Raw genomic sequence first — 23,046 nt, 5'->3', positions numbered from 1 at the left:
AAGTCCGCGCGATTTACTTCCCGTGCACCATGCCGAGGAATTCCTCGCGGGTGCGCGGGTCGTCGCGGATGACCCCGAGCAGCCGGCTCGTCGTCAGCAGAGAGCCCGTCGTGTTGACCCCGCGCAGCGTCATGCAGCTGTGCTCCGCCTCGATGACGACGCCGACGCCCTGCGGCTCCAGAATGTCCTGGATCGCCTCGGCGATCTCGGCGGTGAGCTTTTCCTGGATCTGCAGACGACGGGCGAAGGCGTGCACGACGCGCGCGAGCTTCGAGATGCCGACCACGCGGTTGCTCGGCAGATAGCCGACATGCGCCCGGCCCGTGACCGGCAGCAGATGGTGCTCGCAGAAGCTGACGACGCGAATGTCCTTCAAGACGACGAGTTCGTCATAGCCGCCGACCTCGTCGAAGGTGCGCTTGAGATAGTCGCGCGGGTCGACCTCATAGCCTGAGAAAAGCTCGCGATACGAACGCGCCACGCGCTCCGGCGTGTCGATCAGCCCCTCGCGATCGGGATCGTCGCCCGCCCATTCGATGAGAACCCGCACGGCCGCTTCGGCGTCAGCTTGGGTGGGTTTGGCCATGCCTTTCTCTCCAGAATCGTTGATGCGACCGTGAGCGCGCAATTGTCTGGATAAAGTCACAGGCCAGGGCGTTTGGCAAAGGCCACCGCCGCTCGTTCGTCAAAAGAAAACGCCGACGCGTGAAGCGCCGGCGTTTCGATGCTCAATTCGTCCGATCAGCGCACCAGGCCGCCGATCGCCGATCCGACCGCATTCACCGAGCGCTTGACGAAGCCGAACGCGCCGTCGCTTGCAGGCGGCGGCGGAGGCGGCGGCGCGAGCGGCGCGGGCTCGGGCGCGGCGACGGCCACTGGCGCCTCGACGGGCCGCGGACGGCTGGCGACGGGCTTCGCCGGCTTTTTCTGCTTGGCGACCTTTGCGCGCGGCGCAGGCTTCGGCGCGTCCATCGTCTCCGCAACGGCAGGCGGCGGCTCCGAAACGGGCGCGGCCGGCGCAGCAGCCTGCGGCGACTTCGGCGCCACGGCCTTCGGCGCGGGCGCTGGCGGCGCGGACGCTACCGGCGGCGGCGCCGGCTCCTCCGGGAGTGCGGCGGTCGTCGCGGGCCCCGTGGGGAGCGGCGCGAGTTGAGGCGCGGCGGCGGAGCCGGCGGGAACCGGAATGGACGCGCCTAGCGACGGAACGGCGGCGCCCGCTTCCGCGGGCTTGGCCATTGCGGCGGCGTCCGCCGGTGATGTTTCTCCGGCCGGCGCGGCGTCGATGGCGGCCTCGGCAGGCGCCGGCGCGGCGTCCTGCGGCTGCGTGGCCGCGCTGTCGAGAGCAGGCGCGGCGGCTTCCGGAGCGGCCAATGGCGGCGCCGCGGCCAATGCCGGGTCCTCGCCCGGATCGACGGCGTTCCACGGCCCCAGGACCCATGTCAGGGCCGCCAGTCCGGCGATGACGACGGCCGCGGCGGCGAAGAACAGGGCCCGACGGCCCCCCTCGCGTTCGTCCTCCGGCTCATCGTAGAATTCTTCCTCGGTCGCATGGAGCGCGCTCCATGCTTCCTCCGCGCGCGGCGCTTGCGGCGAGGGACCCGGATCGATCGTCGCGCCGATGGGCGCGTGCTCATTGGCGGCTTGAACCGCCAGGGGCGCGGACGGCGCGGGCGCGTGCCCGAGATCGCGGCGCAGCAACTCTTTAAACTCGGCAAATTCAGCCATCAGCTCCTTATCGTCGCCGATATCTCTCATGCCTGAACCCTTCCATTGGCCACGCGCCAGGAACTCCCTGACGAGTCGCGCGCGGTCACACTGTTCGCGCTCAGACAAACGTAAAAATGTGGCTGTACTGCGCCGGGGAGCTTTGACTCGTTGAAAACTAGTTAACATCAGATTGTTAGGCTTGGGCTGAGGCGGTCGCGCCTTGGCTCCGGGCGCTGGATGCGGCGTAAATTCGCATCCATGCTGGAAGCAATCCAGGTTAACGAAATTGACCTTCGCCCCGCGCGATTTCTAAAGTTTGGAGAGGCGCGACAGCGCATTTCTCTCTCCGGCGGGCCGCCCAAGTGAGACTTCCCTGCCTGCGCAAAGCGCGCCGAGCGGCGCTTTGCGTCCTCTTTGCCTTGCTCAGCGCGCCGATCTGCGCGGAGCCTTCGTCCTCGGGCGCGCCGGACGAGCGTGGCCTCACGCCTCTGGAGCTCCTGGGCAAACGCATCTTCGAAGACGCGAGCCTGTCGCGTCCGGCGGGCGTCTCCTGCGCCTCCTGTCATGACGCCGCGAAAGCCTTTCAGGGCAATAACGGATCGGACGTCCCCGCCGTGGCGCGCGGCTCGTTGCCGACCTCGCTCGGCAAGCGCAACACGCCCTCGATCATGTATGAGTCCTTCGCCCCGCCCTTCGGCTTCATCGACGAGAAAGACGAAGAGACGGGCAAGGTCGAAAAGATCCCCGCCGGCGGACAGTTCTACGATGGCCGCGCGCGCGATCTCCTCGCTCAGGTCGAAGGGCCGATGCTCGATCCGCTCGAAATGAATGCGCCCTCGAAGCGCTTCATCGTCGAGGCGGTGCAGGGCGGCGCCTACGCCGACCTTGTCCGCCAGGTCTATGGCGACAAGATTTTCGCCGATCCGGACGCGGCGTTCGAGAAGCTCGCGCAGGCGGTCGTCGCCTTCGAGTCGACCGCGCGCTTTCATCCCTTCGCCTCCAAATTCGACGATTATCTGCGCGGCGACGCGCAGCTGACGGCGCTGGAGAAGAAAGGCCTCGACCTTTTCAAGGATCCAAAAAAGGGCAATTGCCTCGCCTGTCACGCCGGCAAGGAGGAGTCGCGCAACCCGCAAGACTGGCTTTTCACCGACTTCACCTATGACGCGCTCGGCGGTCCCAAGAATAAGGCGATCCCGACCGCCGCGAAGCCCGACTTCGTCGGCGATCTCGGCCTCTGCGCGCGCCCCGGACTCGCAGAAGCGGCGCCGGAGGGCTTCAAGGTCGAGAGCGTCTGCGGCGCCTTCAAGGTTCCGACGCTGCGCAACGTCGCCGTGACCGGCCCCTTTCTGCACAACGGCGTCTTCGACAGACTGCGCGACGTGGTCGCCTTTTACGCGACCCGCGACACCGATCCCGGCCGCTGGTACCCGAAGAACGCACGCGGGAAGCCGCAGAAGTTCGACGACCTGCCGCGATCCGCGCATGAAAACGTCAACGTCGAAGAGGCGCCCTATGACCGCAAGCCAGGGCAAAAGCCGAGACTGTCGGAAAAGGACGTCGACGCCATCGTCGCCTTTCTCGAAACGCTGACCGATCGCCCGAGACCCTGACGCGCGACACCGAGTCGCGGAGGCGTTGCGGCTCTTGCGCGACGCCGTGGGCCCCTTAGTTCTACAAAAGCGGAGCTGACGGTAGCGGTCAAGCCCGCGTTTACCAAGGGTTTCGGGAGGAAACTATGATACGCAGAGCCTTCATCGCCTTCGTCGCGCTGTCCGTCGCGGCGTTGTTCTCGCCAATTGCGCTCGCGCAGGAAAATCATGTCGCGGAGGCGATCACCCACACACGCGCGGCCGTGGACGCTGGCCTCGATGGCAAGGCGGACGGTGTCGTCGAACACGCCAAGCAGGCCTTGGAGCACGCCCAGGCCGCCCAGAAGGAGAAGTCCAACCGCTTCGTGCGCGCCGGCATCGTCCATCTGAAGCAGGCGATCAAGTTCGGCGAAAAGGGCAACGCCAAGGGCGGCGTCAAGCACGCCAAAGAAGCGCTGGCGAAACTCGACCACGCGCCGCATTAAGCGGTCGAGGCGAAAGCGCACCACGCGAGGCCGTAGCGCGCGAGCGCTGCGGCGAGAGGCGCCGGAGGGCGCGCGCCGCTCGTGAAGATCGCGCTTCGGGAGGCCGGCAGGTCTCCCGAAACATCGGGACCAAACCGCTCCGCAAGCAGCTGATCGGCGCGACGCGCAATCGCAGGCGCCGGATCGATCCATTCCACCGGCCACGGCGCCAGCCGCCTGAACTCCTCGACGAGCAGCGGGTAATGCGTGCAGGCGAGCGCGACGGCGTCGGTGCGCCTGCCGTCTTCTTCCCTGAAGCAGGGCGCAATTTCCGCGGCGATGTCGGCGTCGCTCACCCGCTCCCCGTGCATGTAGCTTTCGGCGAGGCTCGCCAGACGCTTCGAGCCGACGAGAGTGACCGAGCAATGGCCGGCGAATTGCGCGATCAGTTTTTGCGTGTAGTCGCGCGCCACCGTGCCTGGCGTCCCCAGCAAGGAGATCATCTTCGACCTTGTCCGCTCAGCCGCCGGCTTGATCGCCGGCACCGTGCCGACGAAGGGCAGGTCCGGCCAATGCACGCGCAAATGAGGCAGAACGATCGTCGAGGCGGTGTTGCAGGCGATGACGACCATGTCCGGCGCATGATCGGCGATCAGTTCCGCCATGAGCTTCATCACGCGTTCGACAAGTTCCGGCTCTTTCCACGAGCCGTAAGGAAAGCCGGCGTCATCCGCGCAGTAGAGATATTCCGCATGGGGGCGCAGCTTGACGATCTCGGCGAAGACCGTAAGGCCCCCGAGGCCGGAGTCGAAGACGAGGAGTTTGGGCGGACGGGTCATGCCGATGCTTGAACCCATAGCACAAGCTTCCGCGACACGGTGACCATTGTTGAAACTTGACCAGTTATTTTAACCAGTCTAAAAATGCTCATGCGAGAAGTGCAAGCCTCAGATGCGAAGGCCCGACTGGCGGAGCTTTTGACCGCCGTCGAGCGCGGCGAAACGATCGTTATTACTCGCCATGGACGTCGAATCGCGCGCCTTGCGCCTGAAACAGGTCTCAAACAGGTTGAGATCGATCGCGCGATCGACGATCTGGCGAAGTTTCGCGAACGCACGAAGAAAGCGCCACTGGCGGAGGTGCTCGGCGCACGCCATAACCGCCACAAATATTGACTGGCTTTGTTATCGACGCCTCGATCCTGGCGGCCTTCGCGCTCGCGGACGAGGGCCAGCCGAGCGCTGTCAGCGCCATCGAACGCCTCCGCAACGAAACCGCATTCGCGCCATCCCTGCTGTATTTTGAGATTCGCAATGTCCTGCTCGTCAGCGAGCGGCGGCGGCGATTGACGTCGAAAGAAACTGAAGAGCTTTTGCAAATAATCGCGCGCTTGCCGATCACGATCGACGCCGACTGCGACGAGAAGCGCCTGATGCCGCTTGCGCGCAAGCACCAGCTGACCGCCTACGACGCCGCCTATCTCGAACTCGCATTGCGCAAGGACGTCGCGCTCGCGACGCTCGACGCTCAGTTAGATCGCGCTGCGCGAGCGGAAGGCGTCCCTCCAGTTGCATAGACTCAGAACGGCAGGTTGAAAACTCGCGCTGGCGCGAGCGCGCCCTGGACGATCTCGCCGAAGGCGACCGGCACGCCGCCGCAGGCGGCGTAGACGATCCCCTCATGCGGCGCGTCGCGGCCGCGCAAGATCACCGAGCCGCCGCGCCGCAGCCGCGCCGCGGTGTCGCGGTCGACGACGACGCAAGGCAGCTCGGCCAATCCGGCCTCGACCGAGAGCAGCGCCTCTGCGGCCATGTTCTGATTTTCGATCTCGTCGAGCGTATAGGCGTCGTCCTCGACGAAAGGTCCGACGCGCGTGCGTCGCAGCGCCGTGACATGGCCGAAGCAGCCGAGCATTTGGCCAAGATCGCGGGCGACCGCGCGCACATAGGCGCCCTTGCCGCATTCCATGACGAAGGTGGCGTCGTCCTGAGACGCCTCGATCAGCGTCAGCGCGTGGATCCTGACCGCGCGGGGCTTCAGCTCCACATGCTCGCCTTCGCGGGCGATGTCGTAGGCGCGCTCGCCCGCGATCTTGATCGCCGAGAATTGCGGTGGGGTCTGCAAAATGTCGCCGGTAAACTGCGGCAGCAGAGCTTCGATCGCTGTTCGCTCGGGGCGCGCCGCGCTCTCGCGCATCATGCGCCCGTCGGAGTCGTCGGTGTCGGTCTCGACGCCCCAACGCACGGTGAAGCGATAGGCCTTCTCGCCGTCCTGAACGAAAGGCACGGTCTTGGTCGCCTCGCCGAAGGCGACGGGAAGAATGCCGGACGCGAGCGGATCAAGCGTGCCCGCATGGCCAGCTTTCTGAGCGTTGTAGATGCGCTTGAGGCGCGACACAGCCTGAGTGGAGGTGAGACCCACGGGCTTGTCCAGCGCCACCCAGCCGTCGACCACGGCGCGATTGGATTTTTTCTTGCTCATCCGTCGGCGCCATCCTCGGCGTCATCGCCAGCCGCGAGATCGCGCTTGACGCGCTCGGAGCTGAGCAGCGCGTCGATGCGCGACACATTGTCGAATGTGTCGTCGATGCGAAAGCGGATCTCGGGCGCGAATTTCAAATTGACCTCATGCGCAACTTCTCCGCGCAGAAAACGCTTGTGGCGATCAAGCGCGGCAAGCACTTCCGGCTCGTCCTGGCCGCCCAGCGGCATGACGTAAATCGTCGCGAGCTTGAGATCGGGACTCATCTTCACGCGCGAAACCGTCACGACATGACGTTCCAGCACCGGGTCGCTGATTTCGCCGCGCGCCAGCAGCCGGGCAGCGGCATGACGCACGAGTTCGCCGACCCGCAACATGCGCTGCGACGGCGCGCCGGTGTGTGAGTGATGCGCTCTGGACATTTTCAAACCCGATGACTGCAATCACGCGTCATGCCCGCGCTTGCGGCGGACGCTGCTCGTAGGGGGTAACGAATGAAACTAGCGCGGCGCGACGCGACGTGGATGGCCGGGACCTCGCCCGGCCATGCCATTCCCCGGCGCTGCGGCGCCGCTTACAGCGTTCGCTTGATTTCCTCGACGCGGTAGCACTCGATGACGTCGCCGGCGCGCATGTCCTGGTAGTTCTCGAAGGCCATGCCGCATTCCTGTCCGACGACGACCTCCTTGACCTCGTCCTTGAAGCGCTTGAGCGTCGAGAGCTTGCCTTCATGCACGACGACATTGTCGCGGATCAGCCGCACATTGGCGCCGCGTTCGACGGCGCCGTCGGTGACGCGGCAGCCCGCGACCTTGCCGACCTTCGAAATGTCGAACACTTCGAGGATGGTCGCGTTGCCAAGCATGGTTTCGCGCAGCGTCGGCGCCAGCAGGCCGGACATCGCGGCTTTCACGTCATCCACGAGATTGTAGATGATGTTGTAGTAGCGGATCTCGATGCCTGCGCGTTCGGCCGCCTCGCGCGCCTCCTTGTGCGCGCGCACGTTGAAGCCGATCACCGCAGCGTTCGAAGCTTCGGCGAGGGAGATGTCCGACTCCGAAATGCCGCCGACGCCGGCGTGCACGACGCGCGCCCCCACCTCGTCGGTGCCGAGTTTTTCAAGCGCCGCCGCGATGGCTTCGACCGACCCCTGCACGTCGCCCTTGATGACGAGCGGGAATTCCTTGCGGCCCGCCGTCTTGAGCTGGCTCATCATGTCGGACAGCGAACCGCGCGCCGAACCGCCGCGGGCGGCGAGCTTGTCGCGCTTTTGACGCTCGCGATATTCGGCGATCTCGCGGGCGCGGGCTTCCGATTCCACGACCGCGACGCGGTCGCCGGCTTCCGGCGTGCCGCTGAAGCCCAGGATCTCGACCGGGAAGCTCGGGCCCGCCTCCGGACGCGCCGCGCCCAGATCATCGAGCAGCGCGCGCACGCGGCCCCATTGCGTCCCGGCGACGATGATGTCGCCGACGTGGAGCGTGCCCCGCTGGACCAGCATGGTCGCGACGGGACCCCGGCCCCTGTCGAGGCGCGCCTCAATGACGGTGCCTTCGGCGGCGCGCTCGGGGTTGGCCTTCAGGTCGAGCACTTCGGCCTGCAGCGCGATAAGTTCGAGCAGCTTGTCGAGATTGGTCTTCTGCTTCGCCGAGACTTCAACCTCGAGCGTCTCGCCGCCCATGGATTCGACCTGCACCTCATGCTGGAGCAGTTCGGTCCGCACCCGTTCGGGCTTGGCGTCCGGCTTGTCGATCTTGTTGATGGCGACGATCAGCGGCACATGCGCGGCGCGCGCGTGATTGATCGCCTCGATGGTCTGCGGCATGACGCCGTCGTCAGCCGCGACGACCAGCACGACGATGTCCGTCACCTTGGCGCCGCGGGCGCGCATCGCCGTAAAGGCGGCGTGGCCGGGCGTGTCGATGAAGGTGACGGCCTGACCGTTCGGCGCCGTCACCTGATAAGCGCCGATATGCTGGGTGATGCCGCCCGCCTCGCCGGAGACGACATTCGCCTGGCGAATGGCGTCGAGCAGCGACGTCTTGCCGTGGTCGACGTGGCCCATGATGGTGACGACCGGCGGACGCGCCGCGAGATCGGCGTCGACGTCGGGCGTGTCGAACAGGCCTTCCTCGACGTCAGATTCGGCGACGCGCTTGACGGTATGGCCCATCTCTTCGGCGACGAGCTGCGCCGTGTCGGCGTCGATGACGTCGTTGATCTTGTGCATCTCGCCCTGCTTCATGAGCAGGCGGATGACGTCAACGGCCCGCTCCGACATGCGGTTGGCGAGTTCCTGAATAGTGATCGTCTCGGGAAGGATCACCTCGCGCAGCACCTTTTCCTTCTGCTCCACCTGACCGCGGAACAGCCGCTGCTGGCGGCGCTTGAACGAGGCGACGGAGCGGGTGCGCTCTTCGTCGGTTCCGGCGGTGGCGGTGGAGACCGTCAGACGGCCGCGATCCTTCATCGCGCCGCCGCGAGAGGGAGTCGGGCGTGGCGGCTGGGGCGGCGTAAAGCCGCCGATGGTGCGCACCGGCGGACGACGCGGCTGCTCCGACTCGCCCGCAGGACGGGCGGCCGCCGGCCGAGGCGACGCAGCCGGCCGAGGCGCCGCAGCGCTGGGCGCGGGACGCGCAGGCGCGACGCCAGCGGCCTCCGACGGCAGGCGGCGGCGGGCTTCTTCCTCGGATTTTCGCTTAGATTCCGCCTCGCGCGCGAGGCGCTCTTCTTCTTCGCGCTTGCGCGCGTCGGCCGCGGCGCGTTCGGCGCGCTCGCGCTCATCGCGTTCCGCCCGCGCCTTGGATTCGATCTCGGCGCGGCGGCGATCTTCCTCTTCGCGCGACTTCGCGTCGACCAGCGCCCGGGCGCGCGCTTCGCGCTCCTCGTCCGTCAGCGCGCGCAACACGACGCCGGAGCTGGAACGCGGCGCAGGCGCGGGACGCTGGGTCTCGGCTTTCGGCGCGGCCGTTGGCGCCGCCGGCGCAGGCGCAGGCGCAGGGGCCGGCGCGCCGGCCGGCTTCGCCGGTTCGACGTGTCCAGGGGCGCGGCGCTTCACCTTCTCGACCACGACCACTTTCGAACGGCCGTGGGAGAAACTCTGGCGGACCATTCCGTGCTCGACGGGTCGCTGCTTCAAGTGCAGCGTCTTCGACGGCGCGACGGTCAGAGTTTTGTCGCCGCTGTTCTCGCCTTCGCTCATCCAGTTCCCAATCCTAGGTCGCTATGACCCGTTAACTTCTTTCGCGCAGCCGCTCGGCTGCGCATCGATTTCGTCGCCCGTCGCCGTCGCGCCGTCGATGCTTACGCCCCGGTAGGCTGCGAGTCGACGGCATCGCGCAACAAAAGCGGACGTCGGCCCGCCCTCGGCGAGGGCAGCATGTATCACATTTGTGCGGCCCAACGCCAAATCCAATTGCAGCGAGGAAAATAAGCCGATAACGGGCGCCGTCGACCCGGCGCGCCGGGCCGCCTGGGCAAGCTTGCGCTTGCCGTCATCTCGCCCGTCGCACGCCTCGACGAGCGCGCCCACGGCGCCATGCGCGAGGGCGTCGGCCGATTTTCCGAAGCCGGCGACGACGGCCCCCGCCTTATTGGCGAGCGACAGCATCTGCAGACAATCGGCTTCGAGCAATCGGTCAACCTCGTCAGCCAATTGTGGCGCAGCGTCGATCTGCGTCTTCAGCGAGCGCGCGAACAGACGCTTGCGCGCCGCCTGCGCGACGAGATCGGCGCGCGCCGTCACCCAGACGCCGCGGCCAGGCAGACGCGCCTTGATGTCCGGCGCCAGCGCGCCGTCCGGTCCGCGCACGAAGCGGATCATCGCATCGGGCGCGCCACGCTCGCGCGTCACGATGCAGGTCCTCTCCGAATTATGCGGCTCGCGCGTCATCGCTTCGATCAATCCGCTATTCGCCTTCCGCCTGAGCTTCGGCCTCGACCTCTTCCGCCGCGACAGGCTCCTCGATCCAGCCGGCGCGCACGCGCGCGGTCATGATCATCGCCTCGGCCTCTTCGCGCGACAGATCGATGCCTTCGAAAAAGCCTTCGTGCTTGACCGTCTCGCCATCCTTCTTCTCGCTCCAGCCGACGAGGTCGTCCGGCACGCAGCCGGCGAAATCCTCCATCGTCTTCACATCGTTCTCGCCGAGCTTCACCATCATCGCGGTCGTGAGGCCCTCGATCTCGCGCAATTCGTCGGCGACGCCAAGCTCCTTGCGGCGAGCTTCATTCTCAGCCTCGATGCGCTCCAGATAGTTTTTCGCGCGGTTCTGGATTTCACCAGCGGTCTCTTCGTCGAAGCCTTCGATCGACGCGAGTTCCGAGAGCTCGACGTAGGCGAGCTCCTCCACCGAGCGGAAGCCCTCGGAAGCCAGCAGCCGACCAACGACCTCATCGACGTCGATCGCGCTCATAAACACTTTCGTGCGGTCGACGAACTCCTTCTGCCGGCGCTCCGACTCTTCGGCTTCGGTGAGAATGTCGATGTCCCAGCCCGTAAGCTGCGAGGCGAGACGCACATTCTGTCCGCGGCGTCCGATCGCCAGCGACAGCTGATCGTCGGGCACGACGACCTCGATGCGGGAGCTGTCCTCGTCGAGCACGACCTTGACGACTTCCGCCGGCTGCAGCGCGTTGACGATGAACGTCGCGGCGTCGGCGGACCAGGGAATGATGTCGATGCGCTCGCCCTGCAATTCGCCGACGACCGCCTGGACGCGGGAGCCGCGCATGCCGACGCAGGCGCCGACCGGGTCGATCGAGGAATCGCGCGACACCACGGCGATCTTGGCGCGCGAGCCGGGATCGCGCGCGACCGACTTCACCTCGATGACGCCGTCATAGATTTCCGGCACTTCCTGCTTGAACAGCTTCGCCATGAATTGCGGATGAGTGCGCGACAGGAAGATCTGCGGCCCGCGCTGCTCGCGGCGCACGTCATAGACATAGGCGCGAACGCGGTCGCCGGGGCGGAACATTTCGCGCGGAATCATCTCGTCGCGGCGAATGACGGCTTCTCCGCGGCCAAGGTCGATGATGACATTGCCGTATTCGACCCGCTTGACCACGCCGTTGACGATTTCGCCGATGCGATCCTTGTATTCTTCATACTGGCGGTCGCGTTCGGCCTCGCGCACCTTCTGCACGATGATCTGCTTGGCGGACTGCGCGGCGATGCGACCGAAGTCGAAGGGCGGCAGCGTTTCAGAGATCCAGTCGCCGGATTGCGCCGCCGGATTTCGCTTGCGCGCGTCGGCGAGCGATATCTGCGTCGCGTCATTGTCGACTTCGTCGACGACGAGCAGCAGCCGGGAGAACCGGACCTCGCCGGTCTTGGCGTTGATCTCCGCGCGCACTTCGGTTTCCTGGCCGTAGCGCGAGCGCGCCGCCTTTTGCAGCGCGTCCTCCATCGACGCGATGACGATCGAACGGTCGATCGACTTCTCGCGCGCGACGGCGTCGGCGATCTGCAAAATCTCAAGTCGGTTGGCGCTGACGGCCATCGTCACTCTCCCTTGGAGCGGGCGGGCGGCTTGGGTTTGCCGCCGGCCTTCTTGAACTGGGTTTGCACGCCGGCCGGAGCCAGCGGCCTTTGTTTCTGTTGTGCGGGGCCGCGAAAGCGTCCCGGTCCCCGGCGCGGGCGCTCCTCCGCCTCTTCGCCGCCCTGCGTGTCTTCAGCCTGCTGGAGCTTGCCGGCGCGAAGCGACTCGCGGATCAGCGCGTCGGTCAGCACCAGCCGGCCTTCGTCGAGATCGGCGAGAGGCAGCGACACGGTCTTCTCCTCGTCCGAACGCGCGTCGGTGCGCTCGAGCGTAAGCGCCGCGCCGCGGCCTTCGCCTTCGACGCTGCGGATGACGCCGCGAAAGCGCTTGCGTCCGCTCTCGAGCGGGTGCGTCAATTCGATCTTCGCCTCATGGCCCACGGCCCGGAGAAAATCCGACAGTCGAACGAGCGGACGGTCGACGCCCGGCGAAGAAATCTCCAGGCGATATTCATTGGCGATAACGTCTGCGACATCGAGCTCGGGCGACAGCGCCTGGCTTGCCGCCTCGCAGTCCTCGATCGTCATCGTGCCGTCCGGACGCTCCGCCATGATTTGCAGAGTCTGTCCGTTCTGCTGCAAGAGCCGCACGCGCACGAGGCGGTAGCCCAACTGCGCCAGCACCGGCTCTGCAAGATGCGCCACGCGCGCCGCGACGCCCGTCTCGGTGACGAGACGCGGTTCGTCGAGTGTCGCGAGGGCGGCGGCGTTTTCCGTCAAGCTTTGTCCTTGAAGCTCCCGGGGCGTTCAAAACAAAAAGAGCGGGTCCCCGGGGGGCCCCACTCTCAATCGGCGACCATCCGAGAATGATCGTTATGAGATGAAGTTAGGCCCTATATGGCAGGAGAAGCGCGGAAAATCAAGAAAAACCGTTGCCCGCAGCCGCCGTGCTGGGGCGCGCGCCGAAGACGCCGCAGCGCTCTGAATTCACATCCGCTTTTGCGAGAACTGCGCGCGCCCGCGCATGTTGACCTCGCGTCGATGCGCTCATAGGTTCCGGCCGGGTCTGACGTAGTTCTTTGATTGCGGCCGTTTGGGCGCGGCCGCCGCATGCGACATTGTGGAGATTTATTATCGGAACGCCTTTGTCCGCCGGCGCCGGATCCGCCGTCGACCCCACTCGACATCGCTCGCGCGCTTGCGCCAGGCTGAGGCGCTGAATTGCCGCGGCCAGACTCTGTCAGCGACGCCCTGTCCCTCGACGTCGCGCTCGACGTTCGGCGCGATCGGGAAGAATTCCTTGCGCTGTCGCAGGAGCCTTGGCTGCGCTTTCGCGATATGCAGGCGCTTCCTCCCGGCCAATTCGTCGAGCTCCGCTATGCGGCGAGCTTCTATGACGAGCCGGCGCGGCCGATCCTGCGCTTCTGGATCGGCGATAAGTTCAAAGAACACATTCTTCCCGGGCCCTGCGAAGGCGTCGGCGTCTGGATCGGGCGCGCGACGCGCGCGACGCGCGAGGTTTGGATCAGCCCGACGAATCGCGCCGGTCCGTTCAGCTTCCGCATCCTGAGCGCGCGGCGGGTGAGCCGCTTCGACGCGCTGCGCAGAGCTGCGGCGGCGCCCAAACGTCTGTTCTTCGCGCTCTCGGCCGGCATGGTCGGACTGACCGAAGAGGCCGAACTCAACTGGCGCTGGGCGTTCGGCGCCGCGCCTATGTCAACCTACCCGTCGTGGCGCGCCGCGCGAACGCGCGAGAGCGACCCCGATTTTGATCGGCCCCGCAGCGACTGGACGAAGGGTCCGAGAGTGGTCGCGCTGGTCGACGGCGCGGGGGCGGCGCCGCGCGATATCGAGATGACGCGCGAGAGCGTCGCGGCGCAGACCTATCCGCATTGCGTCATCTTGCGAGAGACGGATGGCGCGCAGCTTGACGCGCGCGATCTCGTGCTGCCGCTCGTCGCCGGAGATCGACTGGAGCCTTGCGCCTGCGCCTGCTTCGTCGAACATTTCGACCGCCATACGCAACACGCCATTGTCTACGCGGATGAAATTGTCGGCGACAGCGGCTCCTCGCGCCCGGTGTACAAACCGGGCTGGAACGCGACGCTTCATCGCGTCGAGAATTACGCCGGCCGCGCCGCCTGTTTTCGCGCGAGCCTTTTGGCCGAACATTCCGGCTGGCGCGACGCCGCGCCCGACGAACTGGTCGACGGGCTGCTGTCACGCGCAGGAACCGACGAAGTCGGCACGCTGCGACGGCCATTGTTTCGACTTGGGCGCGCGGCGCGCGCGCGGCTTACGAATGTCGACGCCGTGTTCCGCGGCGCGCCGCCTGCCGTGAGCGTCGTCATTCCGACCCGCGATCGCGTCGATCTGCTCGCGCCCTGCCTCGACAGTCTGCTGCGCAAGAGTCTCTACCCGCAATTCGACGTCATTGTCGTCGACAATGACAGCGTCGAGCCGCGCACGCACGCGCTGCTTCGTGAGCAACAGGCAAGGGATTCCCGGCTCAAGGTGTTGCAGATACCGGGACCCTTCAATTTTTCCGCGCTCTGCAACGCGGGCGCGCGCAAGGCGAAGGGCGACGTCCTCGTTTTCCTCAACAACGACACCGAAATCGTGACGCCGGACTGGATCGAGCGGCTGCTCTATTTCGCCGCGGCGCCGGATGTCGGCGCGGTGGGCGCCAAGCTGCTGTATCCCGGCGGGCGCGTGCAGCACGTCGGCGTCCTGCTCGGCATGGGCGGCGTCGCAGGCCATTTCGGGTCTGGCGTCAGCGAGGACGAAAGCGGCTGGATGGGCCGCAATATCCTGCCGCACGACGTCTCGGCCGTGACCGGCGCCTGCATGATGATCGAGAGACGCAAGTTCGAAGCGGTCGAGGGCTTCGACGAGGTCGAGCTTCCTGTCGAACTCAACGACGTCGACCTCTGCCTGCGGCTGGCGGCGCGCGGCTGGCGCACCGTCTGCAATACGCAGACGCTTCTGATCCACCGTCAGTCGGCGAGCCGCGGCGGCGGCGCGCTGCGTTTGCAGCGCGTCTACGAGACCGAGCGCCGCGCCTTCTACGAGCGCTGGCGCGCGGTCATTCGCGACGATCCGCACTTTCATCCGGGGCTGTCCCTTTACGCCAATAGCGAAGCTTTACCGTGACTTTACCCGCTTGCGCCTGAGCCTCGACCCGCTTAATTTGCGCCGGGAAATCGTCTGCTCCGCCCGAAGGATAGGGCCGCCGCCAGGGACCCGCGCCGCGTCGACGCGCTTGAGCGATTCAGCCTCAGTTAACATGCCGAGCGCATGAACAGACCAGGTCACCGACTTGAGGGTAGATGAGCACGCATCGGGCTCCAAGACCGCCTAAACTGTCCGAAGTCATCGCCACCGCGCAGAACGTGGCGCGCTTCTCGTCGAGCAAGGCGGTCGAGATTCTCGGGCCGCTGACGACGAAAGAGGCGGCCGGACGCCTGCCGGCGATGCTGCGCGAGAGCTTCGAGGGCATGACGGAGAAGCTCGCGACCGCCCGGGCGGGCGCGAGCGGCGGGCTCATCGGACGCAGCTTCGTCTTCGCTGTCATTCTGCCGACATTCCTGTTCTGGCTTTACGCCTGTTTCTGGCAATCGTCGCGCTATGTCGCCGAAACGCGGCTCACGGTGCGCGCCCAGCAGGAAAAGAAATCCGGGACCGATGCCGCGTCGATGATCAGCAAGATTACCGGCGGCGGCGCCAGCACGGCGTCTCAGGACGCCTTCATGGTGCTCAACTATGTGAAAAGCCGCGCCATAGTCGCGGACCTCGGCGGCCGCGACTATATGGAGAAGAAGTTTGCGCGTTCCGGCGTCGACTATTTCTCGCGGCTGGGTCGGAACGCAAATGTAGAAGAGATCTGGAAATACTGGCTGAGCCATATTTCCGCCAGCGTCGACACCCTGTCCGGCATTTTGACGGTGCGCACCGACGCCTTCCAGCCTAAGGACGCGCTCGAGGTCGCCCGGGACATCGTCAGGCTTAGCGAAGAGCTCGTCAACAAGATCACGCTGCGCAATCGCGCCGACGCGCTGAGCCGCGCCGAGCTCGAAGTGACGCTGTCGCGTCAAATGCTCGCCGACGCGCGCGAAAAGACGCTGCAGTTCCGCAACAAGAATTTCATCATCGATCCGGGTTCGCGCGCTGCGAGCATCGGCGAATTGATGGGCAAGCTCACATTGGAGCGCATCGACATCGTCAATGCGCTGTCAACCTTTTCTTCATCGCTCTCGGGCGACGCCCCCAGCCAGCGCCTGCAACGCATGCGTCTCGCCGCGATCGACCAGCAGATCGCGGAGCTCAAAAAGAAGCTGACGGATACGCAGGAAGCCGACACCGTTTCCGCGCAGATCGCGTCCTATGAGCGTCTGAAGCTCGATGAGCAGTTCGCCGAAAGGCTCTATTCGATCGCGCAGACCTCCTACCATCGGGCGCGGCAGGAGCTTGAAAAGCAGCAGCTCTATCTCGTCACCATTGTCGAGCCGACATTGCCGGAATCGGCGACCTATCCGAAGGTCCTCGCCAACACCATACTGCTGTTTTGCGCGCTGCTCGTCGCCTGAGCGGCGATTTCGCTGATCTACGCGAGCATCGAAGATCACATGGTCTGAGTGTCGCGCGCGACGACGTCGGCGTCATCCGAAAGCGCCGAGACGACCGATTCCTCAGCGAAGGAATAAAGCGCGAGATCGTCTTCGAGCAGGTCGGCGACGAGGCTGATGCGCGACAGCCGATCGGCGAGCGCGCTGATCGAAGGATGCACCACCGGCTCGTAGTCGCCGGTGAGATCATGGCCGAGAATTCCGGTGAGCAGCGCGCCGAAATCGCGGAAACGGCTACGCACGCCGACGAGATCCATCGACGCGAGGTTTTCAAGCGCGGCGGTCACGTGGCGCCGCTCGGGCGTCTCGCCCGGAATGCAGCCGAACATTCTCGTCATCGGGCTCTTGAGGGCGTCGCGCTCCTCATCGGTCACATTGCGGAATTTCGTGAGCATACCCTTGGGGTCTTCGAGCGGCAGGTCGCGCACGAAATTGGTCAGCGCCGTGAGCCCCGTGAAAAGCAGCGGCAGCATATGCGTCGAATCCGACTTCTGGATCAGGCTGAGGATCACGAGCCGCTGCGCCAGCTCCTCGAAGGGATCGCCCAACAACGCCGCCGTCGTGAACTTCGCGTTGGAAAGGAAATGCGCGTAGCGCGGGTAGCTCGAGCGTCCCGACATGAAGATCGATTTATTGAAACTGTTGTTGATGAGCACGAGCATCGTCTCGAACGCGTAGCGCTCGGTCGAGGGATAGGTGAGCGTAAACAGATTTCTCGACCGCCCGCCCAGTTTCTCGATCGGGCGGATCGAACTGTCGAACAGAAAGAATTTCCGCTCGATGTGCTGTCCCTTCTTGAATCGTCGGTAGATCAGAATGCCCGTGTCGGCCTCGAGCAGCTCGATGTCCTCAACGCTCTTCAGGCCGTCGACGATCTTGTCGTCGACAATGAAACCAACGAGCCCGGTCGCATGAACGCCGAGGTCCCGCACGTCAGGACGCTGTACGGTCGCCGAGATCTCAATGTCCTCCTCTCCCGGTCTCCTGATCAGGATCTTCGGAACGGCGGAAGGATTATCCGGCGCAAGCCAGCCGCGAATAGCGGCGCCGTCGTCGGCGTCAATGTTGAAGAACACGATTTCTCCAGTTCAATGAATGAGCGCAACCATTACGCGCTTCGACGCCCGCGATTACGTTCCCGCTGCATGGCCATGTGCTACTTGGCCATGTGCTGCTTGGCCATCTGCTGCTTGGCCATGTGCTACTTGGCCATGTGATCGCGCACGAGGAACGCCACGGCGACGAGCGCAAGCCAGCCGATCGTGGCTGGAGCGACGATGATCGCCCATTCGATCCAGCGCCGGGGATAGAGCGATTTTTCCGCAAGCGTCGGGCGCAGGAAGGACACGAGATAGGCGCGCTGCGTTTCCATGTCGACACGCGCATTTTCGAACGTCGACGCGGCGAGCGCATATCTTTGCTGGGCAAGATCGAGCTCGATCTGATGCCGCGAAAGCACGCCCGCGCGCTGCGCCAGAGACCCCGTCCCCTTTTCGCCGACGGCTGCGATCTTCGACGAATATTCCTCGATCTGACTCTTGAGGCTTTGAACGCGCGCGTTCAGCAGCCGGGCCTGCGGCGAGTCGAGCGTCTCCGCGTTGCTATGCAGCGCGAGATCTTCCTGGGTCTGCGCCAGCTCAAGCTGCAGCGTCGTGATGATCCTGTTGATCGCCTCCGCCGCCGCCGGCGCGTCGAGCACGCCCTCTGCGTTGCGCGCGTCGCGCATGGCCGCGGTCGAATTCTTCAGCTGTTCCTCGGCGCGCGTCAGCTCGGTCCGCGCCTGAGCCAGCGCATCGCGCCGAGAGCGCGTCGACATTTCATTGACCAGACGCTCTGAAAGCTCGGTGACATTCTGCGCGACGAGGAGCGAATCGCGCGGCGTGAAAGCGCGGACATGGACGGAAATGATGCCGGACATGAGGTCAATGCTCGCGTCGACGCGCCGCTTCCAGTATTTTTCGAGTTCCTCGATGGAATCTTCCGGATCGAATTTCGAGAAATAATCGACGCCTGAACGCGAGAATATGGCGCGCAGGCCGATCTTGCGATCGAGCGCTTCGACCATCGAGCGGCTTTTGATGAAATTGACGAGAACCTGCCCGTCCTGCATCTGCTGGGAGGCCTGCGACCCGATGGCGCCGCCGCTCAGCAGATCTAGGCTCGACGCTTCGCCGGCGCGCAGCGCGAATTTGGTTTCGGTCACATATTGCTTGCTGGCGATCAGTCCCCAGTAGATCGACGCGACAAGGAAGGGCGCAATGACGAAGGCCGCGAAGCTGGCGAAGACCCCGAGGCGGAAGGCGCGGTCGCCGCGGCGGGCCTGAAAGCCCCCGCCCCCGGCGATGACGCTCGCCGGCGCCCGCGACTTGTTCGCCGCCCTGCGCAGCGCGCGCGCGATCGACTTCGCCTTGAAGGCTGCGTCCTGCGGGCTCAGCGGCGTCCGCTCGGGTTCGGCGACCGTGACCGAGATCTCCGGCTGCTGCGCGTGAACGGCTTCAGGCATTGAGCTTCTTATAAAGTTCGATCGCGTCGTCGACGTTGCTGAAGACGTGCATTCGTCCGCCCGCCAGCACCATGCCGCGATCGCAATATTGCTGAATGGTCCCCATCGCGTGCGACACCATGATTACGTCCGCCGTGCGCCGGCGCTTGGAAAACTCCTCCTGACACCGCGCCGCGAAGCGCGCGTCGCCGACCGCCGTGACTTCGTCGATGAGATAGCAGTCGAAATCGATCGAAAGCGACAATCCGAAGGCGAGACGCGCCAGCATGCCGGACGAATAGGTGCGGATCGGGGCGTCGATATAAGCGCCGATCTCGGCGAAATCCTCGACGAAGTCGACGACCTTGCGCGCATCCTGTCCGTACACGCGGGCGACGAACTTCACGTTTACGCGGCCACTGAGCATCGGATGCAGGCCGCCGGAGAATCCCAGCGGCCAGGAGACGCGCGACGAGCGAACGACCCGGCCGCCGTTGGGCAGCTCGGTCCCCGCGAGGAGACGCATCAGAGTCGATTTGCCAGCGCCATTGACGCCGAGAATGCCATAGCTGCGGCCAGCCGCGAAATCGAGGCTGACATGATCGAGCACGACCTTCCTGTGGCCGTGCGAACGATAATATTTAAAAACATTGTCAAGCTTGATCATGATTCCCGAGCGGCGGACGGTTGCATCCCATCGCCTTTCCCCAGGCGCAGCCCCCAAGCGCGCAGCGGGCCTTCGTTACGCCGGATTTCTGGCTAAGTCATGGCGAGGCAAGCGGTTTTGATATAAGCCGCAGTGGTTGAATTTTCTTAAATTTCCATCGCCGCCGGCTTGCCGCGAGCTCGAGTGGAAGGCGCCAGCATGACGGGCAAGAAATCCGAGACCAGGCTGCAATGGGCGCGCCGTCATCTGCGCAATGGCTACATTATCCTGACCACGCGGGGCGCCGTGGCGCTCTACGGCGCGGCGATGCGGGAACTGGCCAAACTGATCGATTCGCCGGTCGGCGTCTTTCTCGCGCCGCGGGATCTGTTGCGCGACGGCCCGCGCTTTATGCGCGAACAGGGACTGCGCGCCGCCTTCGGCGCCGTATTGCGCCAGATCGCCGCGCAATATGATCCGCCGCTCGGCCGGCGGCGCAATCCGATCAACGATCCGCTGCGTCAGGCGGCGATCAGCTATTACTACACCTATGAATTGACCAAGCCGGACGGAGTCGTTCCCTCCCGCCGGCCAGTCAATGAAATGGATTACGCGCTCGAAACGCCTTTCGCCTATGACGCCGCCCCTAAGCGCGCCCGCGCGATCGTCGCCGTCGTCCACGCCTTCTATCCGGACGTGCTGCCGCTCCTTCTCGAAAAGCTGCAGAATGTTCCCGGCGCGCTGGATCTTTGCGTCTCGACCGACACGGAAGAAAAGAAGCAGGCGGTCGACGCGGTCTGCGCGAGCTGGCGCAAAGGCAAGGTCTTGACCCGCGTCTGCCCGAATCGCGGCCGCGACATCGCGGCTAAATTCTTTGGATTTCGCGACGTCTACGCCGACTACGAACTCTTTATCCATCTTCACACCAAACGCTCGCCGCATGGCGGAGAGGCGTTGGCGCGCTGGCGAGACTATCTCATCGACAATCTTCTCGGCTCGGAGCGCATCGCGCGCTCGATTCTCTCGCTGTTCGACGATCCAAGGCTCGGCATTGTTTTTCCGCAGCATCTCTTCGAACTGCGGGGCATCCTGAACTGGGGCTACGACTACAATCTCGCTCGCAACCTGCTGAAGCGGATGGGCGTCGAGATCGACAAGAATCTCACACTCGAATTTCCGTCCGGCTCCATGTTCTGGGGCAGGACCGCCGCGATCCGACCGCTGCTCGACCTCGACATCGATTTCGCCGACTTTCCGCAAGAGAGCGGCCAGGTCGACGGCACCCTCGCCCACGCCATCGAGCGCTCGCTCCTGATGATCGCGGAGTCGCGCGGCTTCGAATGGCTGAAAGTCGCGCAGCGCGATCTCTATCCGATGGGGCATACGCTGCTGCCCGTGCAGAGCGCCGTAGACGTCGCCAAGCATCGGCTCAAGATCTTCCAACCCTCGCTCGCGTGCGTCGACTCCAATTTCCACCCTTTCGCGACCTTGATCGCCGAAACGCGGCCCCTGCTCTCCTATCCCTCGCGCAATGAACGGCCGCGGCTGACGCTGCTGACGCCCACCGTCAATCCGCAGCAGACCTTCGGCGGGATCGCGACCGCGATGAAACTCTTTTCCGCGCTGCTGAGCGAACTCGGCGGCGCCTTCGACGCGCGCATCGTCGTCACCGACGCCGACATCGAATCCGAAGCCTACGCGACTCTGCCCGGCTACACGCCGGTTCCCTATGCGGCGAGCCTCGACGCCGAGACCGCGGCGCTCGTCGACGCCAATGAGCGGGAAGGCGGCAGGCTGAACCTGCGCGCCAATGAAATTTTTTTCGCCACGGCCTGGTGGACCGCGGAATTCGCGCTCGCCATGGAGCGCGACCGGACGCGCTATTTCGGCGGCGAGCGCCCGTTGATCTACCTCATTCAGGACGACGAGCCGAATTTTTACGGCCGCGGGGCGAAATCATGCCTCGCCGAAGCGACCTATCATCACGGCGATCAGACGATCGCGATCGTCAACTCCGAAGAGCTGTTCTCGGTCATGACACAGAAGCATCGCTTCCGTGCCGCCTATTATATTCCCTACGAGATCAATGAACGCATTCGCGCGCGTCTTGCGAGCGTCCCGCGCGAACCGATGATGCTCGTTTACGGCCGCCCGGCGGTGGCGCGCAACGCCTTCGAGCTGATCTGCGCGGCGCTCGTGTTCTGGCAGCAGCGCGATCCTATTCGGTCGAGCCGCTGGAACATCGTTTTTCTCGGCGAAGATTTTCCTGAGTCGCTTCTCTATCCGGTGCAGAACGCGAGCGTCGGCGGCAAGGCCCGTCTTGAAGATTACGCCGATTATCTCAATCGCGCGCTCGTCGGCGTCTCGCTGATGATCTCGCCCCACCCGAGCTATCCGCCGCTCGAAATGGCGGAAGCGGGTCTTGCGACGATCACCAACGCCTTCGAGGGGAAGGATCTGCGACGCCGCTTCGATAACATCATTTCGCCCGCGCGGCTCGAGCCCACAACGCTCGCGAATCTGATTGAGGAAACTGTCGCGAGAGTGGAGCCTTTCGTCGGCGTCGTCGTTCCGCGCCAGCGTCACGCAGCGCCGCCGGCCGACGCGACGCGCCTCTTCGACCCCAAAGCCGTCGCCGCCGAGCTGTGTCAGTCCGCGGCCTCGCCGCTCTATGCGACGGGAGATAATTCCCGCTCGGTTTCGGCGAGCACCTGCGAGATATATTGACCATAGCCGCTCTTGGCGAGTTTCGATGACGCGGCGCGCGCCTGCGCGGCGTCGATCCACCCGGCCCGGAACGCGATCTCTTCGAGGCAGGCGACGCGCTGGCCCTGGCGTTGCTCGATGGCGCGCACATATTCGCTCGCTTCGATCAGCGCCTCGGGCGTGCCGGTGTCGAGCCACGCGAATCCGCGGCCGAGACGGGCGACCTGCAGTTTGCCAAGCTCCAGGTAGATGCGATTGAGATCGGTGATCTCCAATTCGCCGCGAGGGGAGGGCTTCAGTTGCGCCGCAAATTCCGTGGCGCGCTCATCGTAAAAATAGAGACCTGTCACCGCCCAATTGGATCGCGGGCGCGGGCGGCTTTTCTTCGATCGAGATGGCGCGGCCGGCGGAGTCGAATTCGACGACGCCGTAACGCTCGGGATCACGCACATGATAGGCGAAAACCGTCGCCGCGCTGCGCGACGACTCGCTCAACACTTCCGGCAGGCCATGGCCGTAAAAGATGTTGTCGCCGAGGATGAGCACCGAGGGTTCGCCATCGACGAATTCGGCGCCGATGATATAGGCCTGCGCCAGTCCCTCCGGCCGAGGCTGCACGGCGTAGGACAGTGACAATCCCCACTGCGCGCCGCTGCCCAGCAGCCGCTTGAAGGAAAGCAGATCTTCCGGCGTCGTGATGATCAGGATCTCGCGCACGCCGGCGAGCATCAGCGTGCTGAGCGGATAGTAGATCATCGGCTTGTCGTAGACGGGGAGCAATTGTTTCGACGTAACGAGCGTCATCGGATGCAGCCTGGTGCCGCTTCCTCCGGCGAGAATGATGCCGCGCATGGGGATCCT

General features: G+C 65.0%; 19 protein-coding genes and 1 pseudogene. 7 read left to right on the top strand and 13 right to left on the bottom strand.

Translation table 11 applies throughout. The annotated features are described in order from the left end of the window. Positions 1 to 13: 13 nt before the first annotated feature. Complete coding sequence (gene folE / locus AC0X69_RS13185) at positions 14 to 586, bottom strand: GTP cyclohydrolase I FolE (RefSeq protein WP_482608255.1); 573 nt, start codon at positions 584 to 586, stop codon at positions 14 to 16. Positions 587 to 741: 155 nt separating this feature from the next. Continuing rightward, entirely contained in the window at positions 742 to 1,755 is a 1,014-nt protein-coding gene (locus tag AC0X69_RS13180; RefSeq protein ID WP_482608254.1) for a hypothetical protein, read from the bottom strand. Positions 1,756 to 2,069: 314 nt separating this feature from the next. Here AC0X69_RS13180 and AC0X69_RS13175 point away from each other — a divergent pair, with 314 nt between their 5' ends. Together AC0X69_RS13175 and smbP are read left to right on the top strand one after the other, a co-directional pair. Continuing rightward, positions 2,070 to 3,320 (top strand): cytochrome-c peroxidase, encoded by a 1,251-nt coding sequence (locus AC0X69_RS13175; protein WP_482608253.1) that lies wholly within the window; start codon positions 2,070 to 2,072, stop codon positions 3,318 to 3,320. A gap of 125 nt (positions 3,321 to 3,445) precedes the next feature. Then, a complete protein-coding gene (gene smbP, locus AC0X69_RS13170) occupies positions 3,446 to 3,784 on the top strand; it encodes a small metal-binding protein SmbP (protein ID WP_482608252.1) in 339 nt (112 codons plus the stop codon). On the opposite strand, the gene murI is transcribed toward smbP, so the two are convergent. Continuing rightward, entirely contained in the window at positions 3,781 to 4,602 is an 822-nt protein-coding gene (gene murI / locus AC0X69_RS13165) for a glutamate racemase (protein WP_482613396.1), read from the bottom strand. The genes smbP and murI overlap by 4 nt on opposite strands. A gap of 90 nt (positions 4,603 to 4,692) precedes the next feature. Here murI and AC0X69_RS13160 point away from each other — a divergent pair, with 90 nt between their 5' ends. Together AC0X69_RS13160 and AC0X69_RS13155 are read left to right on the top strand one after the other, a co-directional pair. Beyond that, complete coding sequence (locus tag AC0X69_RS13160; RefSeq protein WP_482608251.1) at positions 4,693 to 4,938, top strand: type II toxin-antitoxin system Phd/YefM family antitoxin; 246 nt, start codon at positions 4,693 to 4,695, stop codon at positions 4,936 to 4,938. Beyond that, entirely contained in the window at positions 4,935 to 5,339 is a 405-nt protein-coding gene (locus tag AC0X69_RS13155) for a type II toxin-antitoxin system VapC family toxin (protein WP_482608250.1), read from the top strand. The genes AC0X69_RS13160 and AC0X69_RS13155 overlap by 4 nt, the downstream gene beginning before the upstream one ends. 2 nt (positions 5,340 to 5,341) lie before the next feature. On the opposite strand, the gene truB is transcribed toward AC0X69_RS13155, so the two are convergent. The 6 genes from truB to rimP all read right to left on the bottom strand — a co-directional run bounded on the left by truB (position 5,342) and on the right by rimP (position 12,506). Then, positions 5,342 to 6,244, bottom strand: coding sequence for a tRNA pseudouridine(55) synthase TruB (gene truB, locus AC0X69_RS13150; protein ID WP_482608249.1), 903 nt, complete (start codon positions 6,242 to 6,244; stop codon positions 5,342 to 5,344). After that, positions 6,241 to 6,666 carry a 30S ribosome-binding factor RbfA gene (gene rbfA, locus AC0X69_RS13145; protein WP_482608248.1) on the bottom strand — a complete coding sequence of 142 codons (426 nt, stop codon included), beginning with the start codon at positions 6,664 to 6,666 and terminating at the stop codon, positions 6,241 to 6,243. Before rbfA ends, truB begins: the two co-directional genes overlap by 4 nt. A 152-nt stretch (positions 6,667 to 6,818) precedes the next feature. Beyond that, complete coding sequence (gene infB, locus AC0X69_RS13140) at positions 6,819 to 9,446, bottom strand: translation initiation factor IF-2 (RefSeq protein WP_482608247.1); 2,628 nt, start codon at positions 9,444 to 9,446, stop codon at positions 6,819 to 6,821. Positions 9,447 to 9,467: 21 nt separating this feature from the next. Continuing rightward, entirely contained in the window at positions 9,468 to 10,148 is a 681-nt protein-coding gene (locus AC0X69_RS13135; protein WP_482608245.1) for an RNA-binding protein, read from the bottom strand. Positions 10,149 to 10,152: 4 nt separating this feature from the next. Beyond that, on the bottom strand, positions 10,153 to 11,748 hold the full coding sequence (gene nusA, locus AC0X69_RS13130) for a transcription termination factor NusA (RefSeq protein ID WP_482608243.1): 1,596 nt from the start codon (positions 11,746 to 11,748) through the stop codon (positions 10,153 to 10,155). Positions 11,749 to 11,750: 2 nt separating this feature from the next. Continuing rightward, positions 11,751 to 12,506: a ribosome maturation factor RimP gene (gene rimP, locus AC0X69_RS13125; RefSeq protein ID WP_482608241.1), complete on the bottom strand. Its 756-nt coding sequence runs from the start codon at positions 12,504 to 12,506 to the stop codon at positions 11,751 to 11,753. A 441-nt stretch (positions 12,507 to 12,947) separates the two neighbouring features. On the opposite strand from rimP, the gene AC0X69_RS13120 reads away from it, so the two are divergent. After that, positions 12,948 to 14,879 carry a glycosyltransferase family 2 protein gene (locus AC0X69_RS13120; protein ID WP_482608239.1) on the top strand — a complete coding sequence of 644 codons (1,932 nt, stop codon included), beginning with the start codon at positions 12,948 to 12,950 and terminating at the stop codon, positions 14,877 to 14,879. Between the two features lie 176 nt (positions 14,880 to 15,055). After that, on the top strand, positions 15,056 to 16,312 hold the full coding sequence (locus AC0X69_RS13115) for a KpsE/RkpR family capsule polysaccharide export protein (RefSeq protein WP_482608237.1): 1,257 nt from the start codon (positions 15,056 to 15,058) through the stop codon (positions 16,310 to 16,312). 35 nt (positions 16,313 to 16,347) lie between these two features. Here the strand turns inward: AC0X69_RS13115 and AC0X69_RS13110 are convergent, their stop codons facing one another. From AC0X69_RS13110 to AC0X69_RS13100, 3 genes are all read right to left on the bottom strand, one after another. Continuing rightward, entirely contained in the window at positions 16,348 to 17,427 is a 1,080-nt protein-coding gene (locus AC0X69_RS13110) for a hypothetical protein (RefSeq protein WP_482608235.1), read from the bottom strand. Positions 17,428 to 17,552: 125 nt separating this feature from the next. Continuing rightward, complete coding sequence (locus AC0X69_RS13105) at positions 17,553 to 18,854, bottom strand: KpsE/RkpR family capsule polysaccharide export protein (RefSeq protein WP_482608233.1); 1,302 nt, start codon at positions 18,852 to 18,854, stop codon at positions 17,553 to 17,555. Beyond that, complete coding sequence (locus AC0X69_RS13100; protein ID WP_482608231.1) at positions 18,847 to 19,500, bottom strand: ABC transporter ATP-binding protein; 654 nt, start codon at positions 19,498 to 19,500, stop codon at positions 18,847 to 18,849. Before AC0X69_RS13100 ends, AC0X69_RS13105 begins: the two co-directional genes overlap by 8 nt. 198 nt (positions 19,501 to 19,698) lie before the next feature. Between AC0X69_RS13100 and AC0X69_RS13095 the strand changes: the two genes are divergently transcribed. Further along, the gene (locus tag AC0X69_RS13095) at positions 19,699 to 22,206 is read left to right on the top strand and encodes a rhamnosyltransferase WsaF family glycosyltransferase (RefSeq protein WP_482608229.1); all 2,508 of its coding nucleotides are present in this window, start codon (positions 19,699 to 19,701) and stop codon (positions 22,204 to 22,206) included. Here the strand turns inward: AC0X69_RS13095 and rfbA are convergent. Beyond that, a pseudogene (gene rfbA, locus AC0X69_RS13090) lies at positions 22,149 to 23,037 on the bottom strand (glucose-1-phosphate thymidylyltransferase RfbA). The gene AC0X69_RS13095 and the pseudogene rfbA sit on opposite strands and share 58 nt — an antisense overlap. Positions 23,038 to 23,046 lie beyond the last annotated feature (9 nt).

Source organism: Methylocystis sp. Uni0008 (genome assembly GCF_056838045.1).
This window is presented reverse-complemented; position numbering and strand designations above follow the sequence as displayed.

Coding starts and splice junctions, on each gene's coding strand:
- AC0X69_RS13180 (WP_482608254.1), bottom strand. CDS start 1,755: ATGAGAGATATCGGCGACGATAAGGAGCTGATGGCTGAATTTGCCGAG.
- murI (WP_482613396.1), bottom strand. CDS start 4,602: ATGACCCGTCCGCCCAAACTCCTCGTCTTCGACTCCGGCCTCGGGGGC.
- AC0X69_RS13100 (WP_482608231.1), bottom strand. CDS start 19,500: ATGATCAAGCTTGACAATGTTTTTAAATATTATCGTTCGCACGGCCAC.
- smbP (WP_482608252.1), top strand. CDS start 3,446: ATGATACGCAGAGCCTTCATCGCCTTCGTCGCGCTGTCCGTCGCGGCG.
- AC0X69_RS13095 (WP_482608229.1), top strand. CDS start 19,699: ATGACGGGCAAGAAATCCGAGACCAGGCTGCAATGGGCGCGCCGTCAT.
- rbfA (WP_482608248.1), bottom strand. CDS start 6,666: ATGTCCAGAGCGCATCACTCACACACCGGCGCGCCGTCGCAGCGCATG.
- AC0X69_RS13115 (WP_482608237.1), top strand. CDS start 15,056: ATGAGCACGCATCGGGCTCCAAGACCGCCTAAACTGTCCGAAGTCATC.
- AC0X69_RS13160 (WP_482608251.1), top strand. CDS start 4,693: ATGCGAGAAGTGCAAGCCTCAGATGCGAAGGCCCGACTGGCGGAGCTT.
- infB (WP_482608247.1), bottom strand. CDS start 9,446: ATGAGCGAAGGCGAGAACAGCGGCGACAAAACTCTGACCGTCGCGCCG.
- truB (WP_482608249.1), bottom strand. CDS start 6,244: ATGAGCAAGAAAAAATCCAATCGCGCCGTGGTCGACGGCTGGGTGGCG.
- nusA (WP_482608243.1), bottom strand. CDS start 11,748: ATGGCCGTCAGCGCCAACCGACTTGAGATTTTGCAGATCGCCGACGCC.
- folE (WP_482608255.1), bottom strand. CDS start 586: ATGGCCAAACCCACCCAAGCTGACGCCGAAGCGGCCGTGCGGGTTCTC.
- AC0X69_RS13105 (WP_482608233.1), bottom strand. CDS start 18,854: ATGCCTGAAGCCGTTCACGCGCAGCAGCCGGAGATCTCGGTCACGGTC.